Source organism: Limosilactobacillus avistercoris (assembly GCF_014836425.1).
GTDB lineage: Bacteria > Bacillota > Bacilli > Lactobacillales > Lactobacillaceae > Limosilactobacillus > Limosilactobacillus agrestimuris.
In genome coordinates this window covers 60,208-77,185 of the sequence record NZ_JACSQW010000006.1, presented here as the reverse complement: position 1 = coordinate 77,185, position 16,978 = coordinate 60,208, and the positions used below count along the sequence as shown (strand labels likewise).

12 protein-coding genes, 1 pseudogene and 1 riboswitch are annotated in these 16,978 nt (G+C 41.0%); of the genes and pseudogenes, 8 read left to right on the top strand and 5 right to left on the bottom strand.

Features of this window, described 5'->3' with window-relative positions; translation table 11 throughout:
* The first annotated feature begins 44 nt into the window (after positions 1-44).
* The 4 genes and pseudogenes from H9564_RS03555 to H9564_RS03540 all read left to right on the top strand — a co-directional run.
* Positions 45-698: a histidine phosphatase family protein gene (locus tag H9564_RS03555; protein ID WP_191684151.1), complete on the top strand. Its 654-nt coding sequence runs from the start codon at positions 45-47 to the stop codon at positions 696-698.
* Between the two features lie 428 nt (positions 699-1,126).
* Positions 1,127-2,278: an ArgE/DapE family deacylase gene (locus H9564_RS03550; protein WP_191684150.1), complete on the top strand. Its 1,152-nt coding sequence runs from the start codon at positions 1,127-1,129 to the stop codon at positions 2,276-2,278.
* Between the two features lie 10 nt (positions 2,279-2,288).
* Positions 2,289-3,803 (top strand): YfcC family protein, encoded by a 1,515-nt coding sequence (locus tag H9564_RS03545; protein ID WP_191684149.1) that lies wholly within the window; start codon positions 2,289-2,291, stop codon positions 3,801-3,803.
* Positions 3,804-3,907: 104 nt separating this feature from the next.
* Positions 3,908-4,828: pseudogene (locus tag H9564_RS03540) on the top strand (aminotransferase); the annotation flags it as partial.
* A gap of 66 nt (positions 4,829-4,894) precedes the next feature.
* On the opposite strand, the gene H9564_RS03535 reads toward H9564_RS03540, so the two are convergent.
* Together H9564_RS03535 and H9564_RS03530 are read right to left on the bottom strand one after the other, a co-directional pair.
* Positions 4,895-5,734 carry a response regulator gene (locus tag H9564_RS03535; RefSeq protein ID WP_191684148.1) on the bottom strand — a complete coding sequence of 280 codons (840 nt, stop codon included), beginning with the start codon at positions 5,732-5,734 and terminating at the stop codon, positions 4,895-4,897.
* Positions 5,735-5,738: 4 nt separating this feature from the next.
* A complete protein-coding gene (locus H9564_RS03530; RefSeq protein ID WP_191684147.1) occupies positions 5,739-7,031 on the bottom strand; it encodes an ATP-binding protein in 1,293 nt (430 codons plus the stop codon).
* Between the two features lie 203 nt (positions 7,032-7,234).
* Between H9564_RS03530 and H9564_RS03525 the strand changes: the two genes are divergently transcribed.
* The gene (locus H9564_RS03525; RefSeq protein ID WP_191684146.1) at positions 7,235-8,779 is read left to right on the top strand and encodes a YfcC family protein; all 1,545 of its coding nucleotides are present in this window, start codon (positions 7,235-7,237) and stop codon (positions 8,777-8,779) included.
* A 74-nt stretch (positions 8,780-8,853) separates the two neighbouring features.
* On the opposite strand, the gene nhaC is transcribed toward H9564_RS03525, so the two are convergent.
* Together nhaC and H9564_RS03515 are read right to left on the bottom strand one after the other, a co-directional pair.
* A complete protein-coding gene (gene nhaC, locus H9564_RS03520) occupies positions 8,854-10,221 on the bottom strand; it encodes a Na+/H+ antiporter NhaC (protein WP_191684145.1) in 1,368 nt (455 codons plus the stop codon).
* 403 nt (positions 10,222-10,624) lie between these two features.
* Complete coding sequence (locus H9564_RS03515; RefSeq protein WP_318241067.1) at positions 10,625-11,950, bottom strand: nucleobase:cation symporter-2 family protein; 1,326 nt, start codon at positions 11,948-11,950, stop codon at positions 10,625-10,627.
* Positions 11,951-12,016: 66 nt separating this feature from the next.
* Positions 12,017-12,115, bottom strand: a riboswitch (purine riboswitch).
* Between the two features lie 83 nt (positions 12,116-12,198).
* On the opposite strand from H9564_RS03515, the gene H9564_RS03510 reads away from it, so the two are divergent.
* The gene (locus H9564_RS03510) at positions 12,199-13,629 is read left to right on the top strand and encodes a C69 family dipeptidase (protein ID WP_191684144.1); all 1,431 of its coding nucleotides are present in this window, start codon (positions 12,199-12,201) and stop codon (positions 13,627-13,629) included.
* Between the two features lie 393 nt (positions 13,630-14,022).
* On the opposite strand, the gene H9564_RS03505 is transcribed toward H9564_RS03510, so the two are convergent.
* Positions 14,023-14,940, bottom strand: coding sequence for a magnesium transporter CorA family protein (locus H9564_RS03505; RefSeq protein ID WP_003716508.1), 918 nt, complete (start codon positions 14,938-14,940; stop codon positions 14,023-14,025).
* Positions 14,941-15,085: 145 nt separating this feature from the next.
* Here H9564_RS03505 and H9564_RS03500 point away from each other — a divergent pair, with 145 nt between their 5' ends.
* Positions 15,086-16,063 carry a choloylglycine hydrolase family protein gene (locus H9564_RS03500; protein ID WP_040530699.1) on the top strand — a complete coding sequence of 326 codons (978 nt, stop codon included), beginning with the start codon at positions 15,086-15,088 and terminating at the stop codon, positions 16,061-16,063.
* Positions 16,063-16,965, top strand: a complete 903-nt coding sequence (locus H9564_RS03495) for an RluA family pseudouridine synthase (RefSeq protein ID WP_098044521.1) — start codon at positions 16,063-16,065, stop codon at positions 16,963-16,965. Before H9564_RS03500 ends, H9564_RS03495 begins: the two co-directional genes overlap by 1 nt.
* Positions 16,966-16,978 lie beyond the last annotated feature (13 nt).

Genomic DNA, 16,978 nt, shown 5'->3' with positions numbered 1-16,978 from the left:
AGCGCTATAATGAAGAAGAATCACAGGAGAACGGAGGACGAGTCATGACAAAATTGAATATTTACTTAGTACGACATGGTCAAACATATTACAACATTTACAACAAGCTTCAGGGATGGAGTAATTCTCCATTAACAGAAAAAGGGAAGCAAGACGCTAAAAATGCGGGTGAACGGCTTAAGAATATTCACTTTGATGCTGCCTTTTGTAGTGATACAACGCGGGCAATGGAAACTATTCAAGAAATACTTGATTTGAATCAGGCAGACTCCGTTCGTGAACCAGTTACTGCCCCTTATTTCCGGGAAGAATTCTATGGTTCATATGAAGGAACAAATATGGATTTTGCTTGGTACAATGCTGGCGCACCTCACGGCTACAATACCTTTAAGCAAATCGTCCTTGCTAGCTCGATTGGTCAAGCTAAGGATTGGTTAAAGGAAGCCGATCCATTCCATGACGCAGAAAATAATCACGAATACTGGGAACGGATGAATAAGGGAATCGAAATGATCCGGCATGCTGCTCTCCCTGAAGATGCTAATGTTCTTTGGGTAAGTCATGGTAATACTTTACTGAGCCTTGTGGAACGCTTCGGTGAAGGTAAATATGACGTAACCGTTCGTCCAAAGAATGGTAGCCTCACCACCGCCACCCTAACCGATCATGAGTTTAAGATAGAGGAATATGATAAGTAGAGTGCGAGCCCGTTAAAACTTTCCGGTGGCTAACGATTTCTCCACCGAACGACGTCTCATCGTCGGAGGTGGAGGTCGTTAGCTCGAGGAAAGTTAGGGCGAGAAGATCTTGGCTCGGTTGCAGTAGGAACTGTTAGTACTTTAGCAAATCACTGGCGAGCATATTTCAATTTAGTTGCCTAGGACATTAATCTTAATAAACACATTTAGAATAGTTTATATAAACGAAAAAAGAGGATTGCGATGAACAGTAATCCTCTTTTTTATGGAAAATTAATTTTATCATTGAATTTTAATACTGAATATCGTATTATAATTGGTAAATATTTAATAAATATACAAAATATACGTATATTTTGTATATAGAATGAATTTTATCTATAGATAATAATCAATAACAAATTATATATGGGAGGAACGTAATAAGTATGGAAAAGTCAAAGCAGATTGAAATTTTATCAAAATTAATTTCAATTAAATCAGAAAATAGCAATGAAGCGGAAGTGGCTGACTATATTGAATCTCTATTTAAGCCTTATCAGGGACAAAATATAAAAATAGACCGTATTCAGTATGCTCCAGGTAGAGATAATCTTGTAGTAACTATTGGAGAGGGCAATAAGTTACTGGGTTTTAGCGGGCACGAAGATGTTGTTTCTGCTGGAGATATAAGTCAATGGTCATCCGATCCATATAGCGCAAAGATTAAAGATGGAAAATTATATGGACGTGGAGCATCAGATATGAAGAGTGGTTTAGCTGCATTAATTATTGCAATGTTGGATATGTTAGAAAGTCACGAGGTTCCTGGGAAAATTCGATTACTCTGTACTGTTGGTGAAGAAACAGGAGAGTATGGGGCAGCTCAGCTTGTTAAGAAGGGTTATGCTGATGGCCTATCAGGATTGATTATTGCAGAGCCAGGAAATAATATGACTGAAATAGGTTATACCTCCAAGGGAGTTATTGATTATGTTGTGACTTCTATTGGAAAACAAGCTCATAGCTCGCAACCGCAAAATGGTATTAATGCAATTGATCATTTAGTTGATTTTGCTAATCAGGTTAAACCAATTATGGATAGTTTTGATAAGGTCAATCCAGTTCTTGGGAAACTAACACATGTTCAATCAGTCTTTCAGGGTGGCTCACAAATCAATTCTGTACCTGCCAGAGCAATTATTAAAGGAAATATCCGAACAATTCCTGAATACCCTAATAAAATTGTCTTTAATGCATTGAATGGGCTTGTAGAAAAGTTGAACCAGAAGCCAGGTTACAATCTTAGTATTCGCTATAGTTTCCCGGAAGAGGCAATGCCAGGCGATAAAAATGCTCCTTTAATTAAATTAATGGAAAAAGTCCATGATGAAATCTTTGATACTTCAGTAAATGTAGTTGGTCAATCAGGAGCTAGTGATGGATCCGAGTTTTTACATGGAAAAGGTAATTTTGCAATTGCTGAAATTGGACCAGGAAATAATACGCAACACCAGACTGATGAAAATGTTGATGTAGAGGTGTTTCATAAATCCATTGAATTTTATAAACAAGTAGCTAAAGAATTCTTTGAAGAGTGAGGTGTAATTAATGGATAACCAAATAAAGGCAAAACATAAATTCCATATGCCCTCGGCATTTACAATTTTGTTCATGTTAATAGTTTTGATGGCCATTTTAACGTGGATTATTCCGGCAGGGGTTTATAAGCTAGATTCTGCAGGAAATATGGTTTCGGGGACTTATCATACTGTAGTTTCCCATCCTCAGGGAATCTGGGATGTCTTTATGGCCCCGATAATTGGGATGATTGGTGATAAAGCAACTACTGGTGCTATTGATATTGCACTTTTTATTCTTGTTATTGGTGGCTTTTTAGGAGTAGTTAACAAAACAGGTGCGCTTGATGATGGTATTCGTTCTATTGTTACCAATTCAAAAGGACATGAAAAGCGTTTAATTGTGATTTTAACAATTATCTTTGCTATTGGTGGCTCTACGTATGGAATGGGGGAAGAAACACTAGCTTTCTTTCCGTTAATAGTTCCAATTATGATGGGAGTTGGATATGATTCGCTAGTTGCAGCAGGAGTAATTATATTAGGTACTCGTGTAGGTGACTTAGCATCTACCGTCAATCCATTTTCTACGGGTGTAGCTTCAGGGATTATCAAGATTTCACCAGGAGCGGGATTAGGCTCTCGGATCATTTTATTAATAATTGTAACTACATTGACCATTATTTTTGTTTTGCATTATGCAAATAAGATCAAAAAGGATCCGACTAAATCTCTTATGTATAAGCAAAGAAAAGCTGATATGAAGTTCTTTGATGTAGAAGAACGTAGTAGTAAACCTAGTCCATTGACTAGAATCCAGAAACACGTTTTGTGGATCTTTGCCCTAACTTTTATCATTATGATTATTGGATTGGTTCCTTGGACAAGCATTAATAAATCGTGGACGTTTTTCGATACCTTTACAAAATGGCTTACTAGCATACCATTTTTAGGCAACTTCTTAGGCGTAGATATGACAGCATTAGGAAGTTGGTACTTTAATGAAATTACAATGCTTTTTCTCTTTATGTCTGTAGTAATTATGTTTGTTGGTCATATTAAGGAAACCGATTTTATTGATTCATTTATGAAAGGAATGGGAGAGTTACTAAATGTAGCGATTATCGTTGCCGTAGCACGTGGAATTCAAGTTATTATGAATAATGGTAAAATTACAGGAACAATTCTCCATTATGGTGAACTTTCACTTGCAGGAATGCCCAAAGCAGCTTTTATTATTTTGGCCTTTATTTTTTTCATTATTTTGTCATTTTTGATTCCATCTAGTTCTGGTTTAGCTGCTGCTACAATGGGAATCATGGGATCATTAGCTCATTTTGCACATGTTGAAGGCAGTGTATTAGTTACTTCTTATCAGGCAGCAACTGGCCTAATTACCGCAATTACGCCAACCGCAGGAATGCTAGTAGGAGCTTTAGCACTTTCTAGAATACCAATTACTATTTATTGGAAATGGGTTTACAAATTTATTTTGCTCCTGTTCTTTGTAACGTGTGTTTATTTGGCAATATTAACAGCATTATAAAATTAAGGTACTAACTGAACGCACCATGTTAGTACCTTTTATTGTAGAACCGTAAAAATTTAAGAGCGTCTCCAAACAGTTGGAAGGCGCTCTTTTGTAATGCATTTAAGCAGGAAGTTGCTAAGTTGTATCAACATGTCGAACCAGATAATATTTTGCAAACGAATGGTGCTACTGGGGCAAACATTTTGGCTCTTTATAGTTTGATTCAAGCTGGGGATCACGTGATTGCAGAATATCCATCATACCAACAACTCTATGACATTCCAAAGTCATTAGGTGCTGACGTGGACTTTTGGCATATTCACGAAGAAGCTAATTGGTATCCAGATATTGAAGAACTGAAAAAGTTAATTCGTCCTGATACTAAGATGATCTGTTTAAATAATGCAAATAACCCGACCGGGACAGTCTTAGATGAGGCATTTTTGAAACAAGTTGTCGAAATTGCTAAGTCAGTGGGTGCTTATGTATTAGTAGATGAAGTTTACTTGCCATTGGATGACCCGACAAAGTTCACTTCAATCGTTGATTTATATGATAAGGGGATTGCAACTAACTCCCTTTCAAAGACATATTCAGTTCCCGTTGTCTGGATCGGCTGGACCGCAACTAATAGTGAATTGGCAGATCTTTTTCGGAAGTTCCGTGATTATACAATGATCTGTGGAGGAGTCTTTAATGACCTGCTTGCAACCTATGTTCTTCGTCACCGTGACCAGGTGTTGGCACGAAATAGGAAACTGGTCCTCGGTAACTTAAAGATTTACCAAGATTGGATTGAACATGAAGATCGGGCGTCAGTTGTGATGCCTCAGGCGGTTTCAACCTCATTCCCTAAACTAGATGTTCCAGTTGATATTCATACCTTCTGCGAAAACTTGTTGAAAGATGAAGGAGTTTTGCTAGTGCCAGGGGATGCCTTTGACACTCCAAAACATGTTCGTCTTGGTTACTGTGCCTCAGAAGCAACCCTTAAGGAAGGACTTAAGCGTCTTTCAAAATATATGCATCAATATGATTAATCAAAAAGCTAGGAATTAACTTTCTCGCCAGCCTTAAAAGCTTCTGAGAAGGTTAATTTCTAGCTTTTATTTTTTCGTTCCATTAAGATCAGCTAATCCGTCAAGAAAACGCTGAATTGTAATTCTCCCACCTGATTTTTGCTTACCTTGGCGGCAAAGCATTTCAGCGTGAACGCTTTCATAGCCGAAAAGGAGGCTTGCGAGATCAGAAAGTTGTTCATCATAGGGATTATCAATTAAACGGTTTGCGGTATTTGCTAAGCCAACCTTGATTGCCCGGCGAATTCGTTGCTCAATGACTTTTCTTTCATGTTCGCTGAGATCCAAAAGGGCATTTAAATCCAGGTCCCGGTAGTTAGTGCTTTGACTTTTCATTAGCGGAATGATTTGAAGAATATCGGTAGTTCCCTTTTCTGAAGTCATCCCCAGGTACTTTAATGTTGTACTTACTTGATCTTCTTGCGGTGCACTTTGGGGAGGGTTAGTTTGCTGGTTAAAACTATGGACCATCTGGGAAATTGAAGAGAGTTGGGAAGCCATCGTTAAGCTTTGCTCGACTTTTTCTAAAACAGTTTTAACTTCAATGAGGTTGATCGGCTTGTTAATGAAAAATTCGATCCCGGCTTGATAGGCTTTAGCACGCATCTCACTATCCTGGACCTTAGAGATCATTACAAAGCGGGTGTTTGGTTTAACCTTTTTAACTTGCTTAACGAGTTCGATGCCGGACAGTTCAGGCATGAGAAGATCAACTAAAACAATGTCCACGTCATGAACCAGGAGATCTTTTAACGCTGCAGGTGAATGATCGTTCATCCCAACAACTTCATCATTAAAGTTTTGTTCAATAATGTTCTGTAAAACATAGAGGATCGATTGATCATCATCAACAATATAGTATTTCATTACATTATTCTCCCTTCGCAGTCAATTTTTGTCGATTAAGTTTAACAAAGAAGGTTGTCCCCACTTTTGGCGTTGAGTCGACAGTGATTTGGCCACCAAATTCATCTTGAACAATTGTCTGAACATTAGAAAGACCAATTCCTCGGTAAATATCACCAGAAGCATCAAATTTAGTTGAAAAACCAGATTTGAAGATTAAGGGAAGGAGGTTATCGGGGATGCCACTGCCGTTATCAGTTATAGAAAGGAAGACCCAATTTTGATTATCCTTAACCTGGATTAAGATTTCGCCGTTATGTTGGTTACCAATGGCATCGATCCCGTTAAGAATTAGGTTGGAAAGGATTGTTACCAGGTAATAATGTTGAGGAACCGTAATATCAGTATGATTCTGGACGACCAAGTTAATGTGGGCTTTCTTTTCTCGAATAATCATTTGAGAATAATTAGTAACGATCTTGAGGATATCCTTCATTGGCATTGGTTCGTTATTTCGATCGTCAAAATAATCACCGAGACCCTTAATGACATTTTGGTAGGAATGTTTGATTTCATGAACGTTTTGGGCAATCTGGTAGGCCATCTTTTGTTCTTGGGGACGGTGTTCAGCGCCAAGGCGTTCGTTTAACTGGTAGGCATTCTTCGTTACTTGTTCAATTTCATTAATTGTTTTCTTCATAAAGTAGACTTCACTTTTAACGGCCGAAGCGACCCAGATGAAGTGGTAGTATTGGCGTTCGTGACTTTCACTGCTGACCGTAAGGAGTTGGCAATAATGAAGGATGAACGAGAGGGCAAAGGCAACTGCGGATCTGGTGAGGGCAAGGATTAAGACCCCTTGTAAAATCCACCGGGAGAACGGCTGAAAGTGATTTAAAAAAGAGAGCTCAGCAAGGTTCGCAAAGTAATCACAGATAATAATCGTAAAGAAAAAGGCAATATTATTCTGGAAGGTTCGGAGCCAATACAGGAGATAATAGAGGAGCGTATAGCAAACGAAAAAGATAATATCAGCGATGATATAGGTCACAACAAGATTTGCGGTTGCCCCCTGGGTAGCTAATAAAACGAATCCCCGAAAAACAGGAGAAGCAATGGCGATCGCTAAGCCAATTTGGAAAGGATTGAGATCCTGATTGAAATACAAGAAAACAGGCAGAATAAATGCCGAAAGGGCGATTGTATTTCCCGGGACAAAGGCACTTACCTCAATCTGTGATGCCAGGGCAACGAGAATTGCAACAATAATAATTCGTTGGTATTTACGATAACGGAGAAAGTTGAGATTCCGTAACATGTGAACTCCTTAATTATGTTTTTGATGAAATGTGATTATTTTTGAATATTTTCGTAAGCGCTTACTAAAATGATAAACGTAAGAGGTTAATTGGCTAATTCGTAATTAGCCTAATCAATTATCATTATACACTTTGTCCACAATTAGATTTGTGTGGCTAGTGAGATGGTAAAGCAATTATTTTTTTAGTGAGGGGTAAGGTTATGGACGCTTCAGTTAAACCAAAGAAGAAGTGGAAATTAAAAATGCCTGGTGCATTTACCATCCTATTCTTCTTAACAGTTATTTCTGTTTTCTTAACATGGTTCATTCCTGCTGGGAGCTATTCAAAACTAGCTTACAGTCATGATCATCTTCAGGTGACTGCACCAAGTGGGAAGAAGACAATTTATCCGGCTACTCAGGCGACATTGGATAAGTTGCACGTTAAGATCGATGTTGATCAATTTAAGTCTGGTGCGATTAGTAAGCCGGTTTCGGTTCCGGGAACTTACAAGCGACTTAAACAGCACCCGATGAGTATTTACTCAATTTTCACCAGTATGGTTAACGGGACGATGCAGGCCGTTGATATTATGATCTTCATTTTTGTCCTTGGTGGATTAATTGGGGTTGTAAAAGCTAGTGGGGCCTTTGAATCTGGGCTATCGGCGTTAACCAAGAAGTCTAAGGGAAAAGAATTTATCTTAGTCTTCATGGTTGCCGTGCTGTTAGCCTTTGGTGGGACCCTTTGTGGGATCGAAGAAGAAGCGGTGGCTTTCTATCCAATTTTGGCACCGGTCTTCATCGCCATGGGTTACGATTCAATCGTGACCGTTGGGGCGATCTTCCTAGCTAGTTCAATTGGGACAACATTCTCGATTATTAACCCATTCTCTGTTGTTATTGCTTCTAATGCTGCCGGTACCCAATTTACTCAAGGGATGATGGGCCGGATTATCGGTTTCACGGTAGCGGTAATTTGCTTACTGCTTTACCTTCACTGGTATGCACGGAAAGTTCAAAAAGACCCGAGTTTCTCGTATTCTTATGAAGATAAGGAGAAATTCGACAAGATGTGGTCAATGGATTCTACAGAAGAACATAACCGGACATTCACCCTTAAAAAGAAGATTATCCTAATCCTCTTTGCCTGCGCGTTCCCAATTATGATCTGGGGTGTTATGGCAAAGAACTGGGCATTCCCTAACATGGCCGCTTCATTCTTAACGATTGCGGTAATCATTATGTTCTTAACCTGCTTTGGTAAGAAGGATGGCCTAGGTGAATACAAGACCACGACTGCCTTTTCTGATGGGGCTGCCAGCTTGGTTGGTGTTTCCCTGATTATTGGGTTGGCTCGGGGGATCAACATGATCTTGAGTGATGGTTACATTTCAGATACCATTCTGTATGCATCATCTAAGGTTGTTTCTCACATGAGTGGTTCATTCTTCATCATTGTAATGATGCTGATCTTCTTTGTTCTTGGTTTTATTGTGCCATCTTCATCTGGCTTGGCAGTTCTTGCTATGCCAATCTTGGCACCGTTGGCTGATACCGTTCATATTCCACGGTATATCGTTGTTACGGCTTACCAATTTGGTCAATATGCAATGCTTTTCTTGGCACCAACCGGATTAGTTATGGCTACTCTGCAAATGCTCGACATGAAGTATTCACACTGGGTACGCTTCGTTTGGCCAGTCGTTGTCTTTGTCCTCGTCTTCGGTGGCGGACTATTAGTTGCTGAAGTATTACTGGCATAGGCAATAGAATTAAATTTAAACTACAAAAATGCCAATGTTCACGTCGAACATTGACATTTTTTTGATCCTTATATTTAATTTTTAGCACGTTTTAGGCCGATTCCAGTAAACCCACTAATAACGGAAAATACTGGAGAGAAGAGGCTGAAGAAGACAAATGGTAGGAAGTGAAGAACGGGAACGCCAAGGGTTGATGCCGCGAACATTCCGGCAACACCCCATGGAATTAAGTAATTAATTACACTTCCACCATCTTCAAGGACCCGACTGAGGGCTAATGGGGAAAGTCCCATGTCCTTAAAGGCAGTCTTGAAAGCTCGACCAGGAAGAATTACTGAAAGGTATTGTTCACCAACGAAGAGGTTCACGCCAATTCCAGAAAGAATTGTAGTCAGAATTAAGCTCCCTGGAGTCTTAAGGTGCTTAACAAGGGGATCCATTGCAGATTGGATAACGTTAAATTGCATTAAGATGCCCCCAAGAGAAAGGGTCACAATAATCAAGGAGACCGTTCCCATCATACTGGTAATTCCACCACGAGAGAGAAGAGCATTAACTGAAGCATCATTAGTATGAGCAACGAATCCTTCACTAATCAAGTTAGTTAATGATTTAAGGGACGTGTGTGGATCCTGAACAAAAATCATGATTACGGTCACAATGATGTTGATAAATAGAGTTGGAATGGCAGGAACGTGACGCCAAGCACAGGTGAAGAGTAACGCAATTGGTAGCAAGGCCCACCAGCTAATATTAAAGTTGTTCATCAATGCTTGAGTAGTGTGAACGATCTTGCTGGAGTTCATCCCGCTACCGCTTTGACCGATAACCCAGAAAAGAATAAATGAAACGGTGAAAGATGGGATGGTGGACCACATCATGTTCTTAATATGAGCAAACAAGTCACTACCAGCAATAGCTGAAGCGAGGTTTGTGGAGTCGGATAATGGAGACATCTTATCGCCAAAGACAGCCCCTGAAACGATTGAACCAGCAACTAGAGCAGGGTTAATTCCCATCGCATGACCAACAGCGAAAAGGGCTAACCCAATTGTTGAGATAGTTGTAAAACCACTTCCAATTGATGTCCCAACTAAGGCACAAACAACGAAGGTTGAAGGGACAAACCATTTTGCACTGATGATCTTAAACCCAACCACCATGATGGAAGGGATGATCCCAGCTTTAATCCAGACAGCAATGAGCGCTCCAATTAGGATAAAGATAAAGATTGGAATAATTGCAGTCCCAATTCCATCTTGGATCCCTTTGTGGAGGTCATCCCAAGAAGCACCACGCAACTTTGCCCATAGAATGATTAATGCAATTACAAACAGTACAGGAATTTGTGGGGAAAGGCCAAACTTAATAACCGCCGTTCCTAAAACAATTAACATGATTAGTAAGATACTAATCGCTTCACCAAACTTGATTGACTTCATAATTTAAATCTCCCTTACATAATTGATTAGTTAGTTATTATTTGAATTGAAGCTGATAACGAATAATTCCGCCGCAATTTTTCATTTTTAGTTCCTCCTTGAAACAATAACCATAAAAAAGTCCCGCTGATGAAAAAGATCATCAACGGGACGATTTATTAACCGCGGTACCACCCACATACGTATCCTTTATAGTAATACGCTCTCGTATCAGGTGGTAACGGCACTGACTATGGCCGAGCAATCTTATACTCGCGATAATTCATTAACTCCGCCTGACCGGTTCGCACATCCCCACCGGCTCTCTGACACCTAACGAAGCAATTACTGAAACGATAATTGTTGAAGTTATTCTAGCGTGGCTAAATTAAATTGTCAATATGATTATTAAAATTTAATGAGATTAATTTTTAGCAGGTTTTTCTTTTCCGTAACCGTTGAATAAAAGATTGAGAACTACGGCGGCGACGCTACCAACAACGACCCCATTTCCCATCATAATTTGAAATTCAGTAGGCAAGAACTGGAAAATATGAGGGTACATCGTTACCCCAAGTCCTAAGCCGACGGAAACAGAAGCAACCAGGATATTTCCGTTATCTGTAAAATCAACTTTGTGGAGGATTTGGATTCCTTGAACCCCAACAATCCCAAACATAACGATCATTGCTCCACCAAGGACTGGGTCAGGAATAACAGTGGCTAATGCTCCGGCTTTTGGAAGCAGGCCAAGGAGTAAGAGCATAACGGCTGCATAATAAACGGGACGCCGAGTTTTAACGCCAGACATCCGAATGACCCCAACATTTTCGGAGAAGGTGGAGTAGGGGAAGGTATTGAAGAGCCCGCCAAGGATTGCTGCGATCCCTTCAGCCCGGTAACCACGTTTAATATCTTCACTAGTAAGTTTTTGTCCAGTGACTTCCCCAAGAGCGAAGAAGACACCGGTTGACTCGATCATTGTTGTTAGTGATACCAAGATCATAGTAATCATTGCACTCGCGTTGAAGTGAGGAACACCAAAGAAAAATAACTGTGGCGTATGGAGCCATGCTGCTTGGGAGACTGGCTTTAAGGAAACCATTCCCATTGCACCGGCAATAAAGGAGCTAATTAAAATTCCTAATAGGATTGCGATTGACTTTAAAAATCCCTTTGCCCAAGCATTAAGGAGCAAAATAACCGCAATAGTAATAAAACCAACAAGAAGGTTCTTTGGATCACCGAATGAATGGGCAGATGGTGTTCCGCCACCGAGATCTTGAAAACCAACAGGAACAAGGGTGAAACCAATGATCGTGATTAAAGAACCAGTAACAACTGGTGGGAAAAGTTTCTTTAATTTTGAAAAGACCCCAGCAATCAAGAAGACAAAGACCCCTGATGCAATAATTGCACCGTACATGTAGGTGATTCCTAATTTACTCCCGATTGATTCGAGGGGAGTAACGGCTTGAACAGCACAACCAAGAACGACTGGCAATCCAATCCCCGTTAAAGCAGTCTGCTTTAATTGAAGAAGGGTTGCAATTCCACACATGAAAATATCAATGGAGACCAAGTAAGTCATTTGCATGGCTGAGAAGTGGAGATAGCTCCCAATAAGTAGGGGAACCAAAACATCCCCGGAATACATTGCAAGTAAATGTTGGAATCCGAGTACGAAATCTTTCGGTGAAAATAAAACTTTACTATGCTTCGAAGTGGTTGTTGAACTGAGCTCTTCCACGATTTAATCCTCCCTTAAATAAAAAAAGAGGGACTGCTGACAAATGCCGCAGTCCCTCTACAAACTAGTATTACTCTTGTTGCTTATAGTCCAAAGTTTAAGGCTTTGGGTAGAGACTTACCGACCATATTACGGTATTATATAGGCAGATAATATTGTTATCCTACCACGACTTGAAAAAGCAGGCAAGGGGATCAGGTTAAAAGTGTTATTATAAATAATAAACATAACCGAAAGGATGGGGCAAAATGAGTGTCAAAAAAATGAGCAGTTGTACTGCAATGTTAGTTGGTAAGAATGCGTCAATTGACGGTTCAACTATGATTGCACGGAACGAAGATTATTACGATGGTGTTAACCCAAAGACTTTCCAGGTATACCTAGCTAAGGACTATACAGGGGAACACTTCACATCGACCTATAATGGCCTAGAGGTTGATCTAGAAGGACGAGGCTGCCGTTTCACTGCCACTACTAATGGTGATATTAATCATGGTCGGTGGGATGAACAGGGGATCAATGAATATAATGTTGCGATGAGCGCCTCCGAAACCGAAATGACTAACCCACGAGTTCTTGGTCATGACCCACTGGTTGAAAAGGGTGTTGACGAAGACTCAATGGTTTACCTTGTTCTGCCATTCATCAAGAGTGCTCGTGAAGGTGTCCAACGACTTGGTCACTTAATTGAAACTTACGGGACTGGTGAAAGTAACGGGATTGCATTTAGTGATAACAATGAAGTCTGGTACTTTGAAACTGCTGGCGGTCACCAGTGGGTTGCTCAACGGATTCCGGATGATGCCTATGCAATTTGTCCTAATATCATGTGCATTGAAGAGGTTAACTTTGAAGATCCAGACAACTTTATGTTTGCCTCAACAATCCAACAATTTGTTCAAGACAATAATTTAAATCCATACCCAGGTAGTTTCAACTTCCGGAAGATTTTCGGAACTAATGACGAAGCTGACCAATATTACAACACCCCACGTTCATGGTATGGTCAAAAGCTGTTTACACCATCTGTTGAACAAGAACCAACCAGCTTGGACATTCCGTTCATCCAACGGGCAGAAAAGAAGCTGGCTGTTGAAGATATTGAATACTTCCTGTCATCACACTACAATGGCACACCATATGATCCAACCGGTTCGTATGCTTCTGGTGACGAAAAGGATCAAAAGAAGTTCCGTTCAATTGCCTTAGACCGGAACCAAAGCTCATGCATTTTGCAAATTCGGAATAACGTTCCGGCAGAATGTGCCGCAATTCAATGGATTAACTTTGGCTTCTTTGCGTACAGCCCATACGTTCCATTCTTTACGAACATTAATGCAACGCCGGCATCATACGATCACGCTGGCAACAAGGTTGATGACAGTGCATACTGGCTACAAAAACAATTGGAAGTAATCGTTGAACCTCGTTACCATGAATTTATTAACGAGGTAAATGCTTTCCGTGATGCTTCACAAAGCTATGCCGTTAAGCGGGTCGACATGATTACCGCCATTGCAAAAACCAAGCAAGGAGATGCCGTTACCGACTTCCTTACCAAGCGAAACGACAAGACCGCAACCCACGCCATGGACGCTACCAAGGACCTTCTCAACAGTCTTATCCACCAATCCCTCTTAAACTCCAAGTTCCAGTTTGAGAGAGGGGATAATTATTAAAAGAGTGCCTTTGCCCCAAAGAGTTTCCGGAAAGCTAGCGATTTCTCCTGACGAAGGCGACTTGCGCCTAGGAAGGAGGTCGCTAGCTCTAGGAAACTCGGGCAAAGCACGTTTAAAGTAGAGTGTGAGCCGTGACGGACTAGCAATCGAGTACTAAGGAATCCCGGACGATGATTGTTTTTACAATCAAGGACGGGATAGTTAGATGGAGATTGCGGTCACGGCGAGCAGATCTCGACTCAGCTGCCTAGAACGCTATCTCTAACCACACAAAAAAGCCTAAGTACATAGTCTTGTACTTAGGCTTTTCTACTTCAGCTGAGCCAAAACGCGTTCACAGAGAAGCCCCTATAGACAACAACCATAGTGATAACGTGCTTCGTCTGCACTTCCTTATTTCCACCAATCCTTCCTAATTAGGAAGACAGCGCAGAGGATCATTAAGAGAATTGCAATTACGATGGTAATGATCCAGGAATAACTCTTGTTAGCCAGCGGTAGTGCGACGTTTTCACCATAAAATCCGGCAACGATGGTGGGGATGGAAAGAAGAATTGAATAAATTGTCAAAAACTTCATTGTTTGGTTTAGGTCACTATCCAGGACCTTGCTGTATGCATTTGAAACCCGGGCAGAGACATCAGAAGTCATTTGTGCCATTTCCAGTCCTTGCTGGGCTTCGACAATAACATCATCAAGGTCATTCCTCTGACGGGTCGACATGATCGGATTCATTCGTCGCTCGAATTCTTCCAGTAACGAAACGTTCCCTTTTAGTGAAGTAAGCATGTAGACCAAACCAGTTTCAATTTCCATAAATTCAGTAATGGCTTTTCGACCGGTACGCCCTTGAAGTGAGCGCTGGATTTGTTGCCGCTTTTGGTCAACCCGGCGTAAAGGTCCAAAGTAATCAGTTGACAAGCGGTACAGGACAGCGAGAACCAGATTTAATTTTTCAACAACGGTATCGCGATTCTGTAAACGTTTGAGTTGGTTAGCGATAGTTCCGTTAACAAAGTTAGTCTTAGCATTTGTGAATGTGATCAGGTTGTTATTTGTTAGCATAATACCGATTGGTGCGGTCTGTGGAGCAGTTACCTCGTGAGTTGGAACATAGACATCGAAGATCAGCAAAGTAACTCCAGCATCTGGATCAACTTCAACCCGAGCTTTTTCATAGGGGTCAATGGCATAGTCAAGCAGCTCCTTAGTAACCTCATACTTTTGGATAAGATCCTGCCGCTCGTGGGGGAGTGGTTCAAACACACTGATCCACCAGCTATGAGCGTTGATTCTCTCCGTACTTAACATTGCCGTTCATCCCCCTTGCGTAAATCGCTTATAATCCTATTCAACTATTTTAGCAGAGAAAAGTAAAGCAGTCTGAAGACAAAATGATAACTATTTCCCGGGAAATCAGATAAACTTAAGATAAAAAAAGGGGAGGTAAACCATCATGTGTACCAGTATTTATCAGGTAACATTTGATCATACTCACTTATTGGCGCGAACAATGGATTGGCCGGCCTTGGCAGTCTCACCGTTATTTGTTCCTCGACAATTCAAGTGGGCCACTGCATTTGATCACCGAATTTATACAAATAAATATGCAATGGTTGGCGGGGGAAGCCTTTCTGCAACTCGGATTGATGTATCAGATGGGGTTAATGAGCATGGTCTAATGGCGCAGAAACTGACATTTGCTAACGGAGCACACTATGTAGATGAGCGTAATCAGGGAAAAGTTCAGCTTGCAGCGTATGAATTTATCTTTTGGCTTCTCGGTAACTTTCGAACTGTCGCTGAAATTGAAGAGCACCTCGGTGAAGTTGAATTAATGAGTGAAAAGAATAGCGATACCAAGTATGGTAATCCTGAACTTCACTTTGCGGTTGCTGACCGGACGGGAAGAATTGTTGTGATTGAACCAACCCAAAACCCGTTACGAGTAATTGAGAATCCCTTAGGCGTAGTGACTAACAGTCCTAATTTTGAAAAGCAGCTTCAGCAAATGGAAAAATACGTTGAATTTACACCAGCTTTTAACAAACATCGTGTCCCACTCAACACACCGCGGGTAACGACTGGCCGTCTTTCAGGGAAAACCAATCCGCCAGGTTATTATTCGCCAAGTGCCAGATTTGTTCGGGCTGCTTATTTAAAGGAACGATCAGATGTCCCACAGGATGAAAAGCATGGGGTGATCAGTGAGTGGCACCTCTTAGATAGCGTCACGGTTCCGCAAAATACTCGTCACCAGAGCACCTATTCCGTATACCGCGCAGTGACGGTGGCTGAGAGTCGCAGTTATTACTTTCAACCGTACCACCGCGGTGATATTACAAAATTGCAATTAACACCGGAAATGCTTAGCTGGGACAAGCCAAAAGTTTATCATGTCCCTGACCAATTAACTGTTCGGGAGGTTAAGTAATGGTTAACTATCAATGGCAGATTCAGGAACAGTTAGCCGCTAATCAGCCAGTGCTCTCCATTCGTGAGCTATTACAGCAACAATGGCTTCTTCCAAAACGGTTTGTTCACTATCTCCGTAGTCGTCGTCAAGTGTTGGTAAATGGCAAGTACCATTCAATGAACACGGCAATTCACCCTGGGGATCAGGTGGTGCTGCAATTTAGAGGGGATGAATTCCGCCACCCAGGTAATAATCAGTACATCCCAACAAACAATCCTAAGCTGGATGTGCTGTATGAAAATCGTGATTTACTGGTTGTTAACAAACCACGAGGCCAAAAGAGTCACCCTAATGAGACGGGAGAAACCGGAACGCTAATGAACGATGTTGCCGGCTATTTACACCATCAAGCATATATGGTTCACCGAATCGATCTGCAAACTAGCGGGGCGGTAATTGTGGCGAAGAATCCGGTTGTTGTGCCAATCTTAGACCGACTAATTAGTCTGGGAAAAATTCATCGGGAGTACCTAGCACTAGTTGAAGGTCAAATCAAAGGTAGCGGTGAGTGGGACTGGCCAATTGGAAATGATCCAAGTGATATTCGAAAAAGGAAGGTTAATGGTGAGCATTCACAACGGGCACAAACCTTTTATCAAACGGTTAAGAGTAATTCGGAGTATTCGCTGGTTGATTTGAAGTTAGGAACGGGAAGAACTCACCAATTAAGAGTTCATCTTGAATATAGCGGTCATCCGATTGTGGGAGATCCGATTTATAATCCTTCTTCGTCAGCTAAAATGTACTTACACGGGTACAAGCAACGGTTAGTGGTGCCGTTTAGTAATCAGAAAATTACAATTACCGCGCCGCTTCCTGACTATTTTAGTCAAGATCTGGTAAAATACCATTTAGAATAGAGAAATTAAAGGA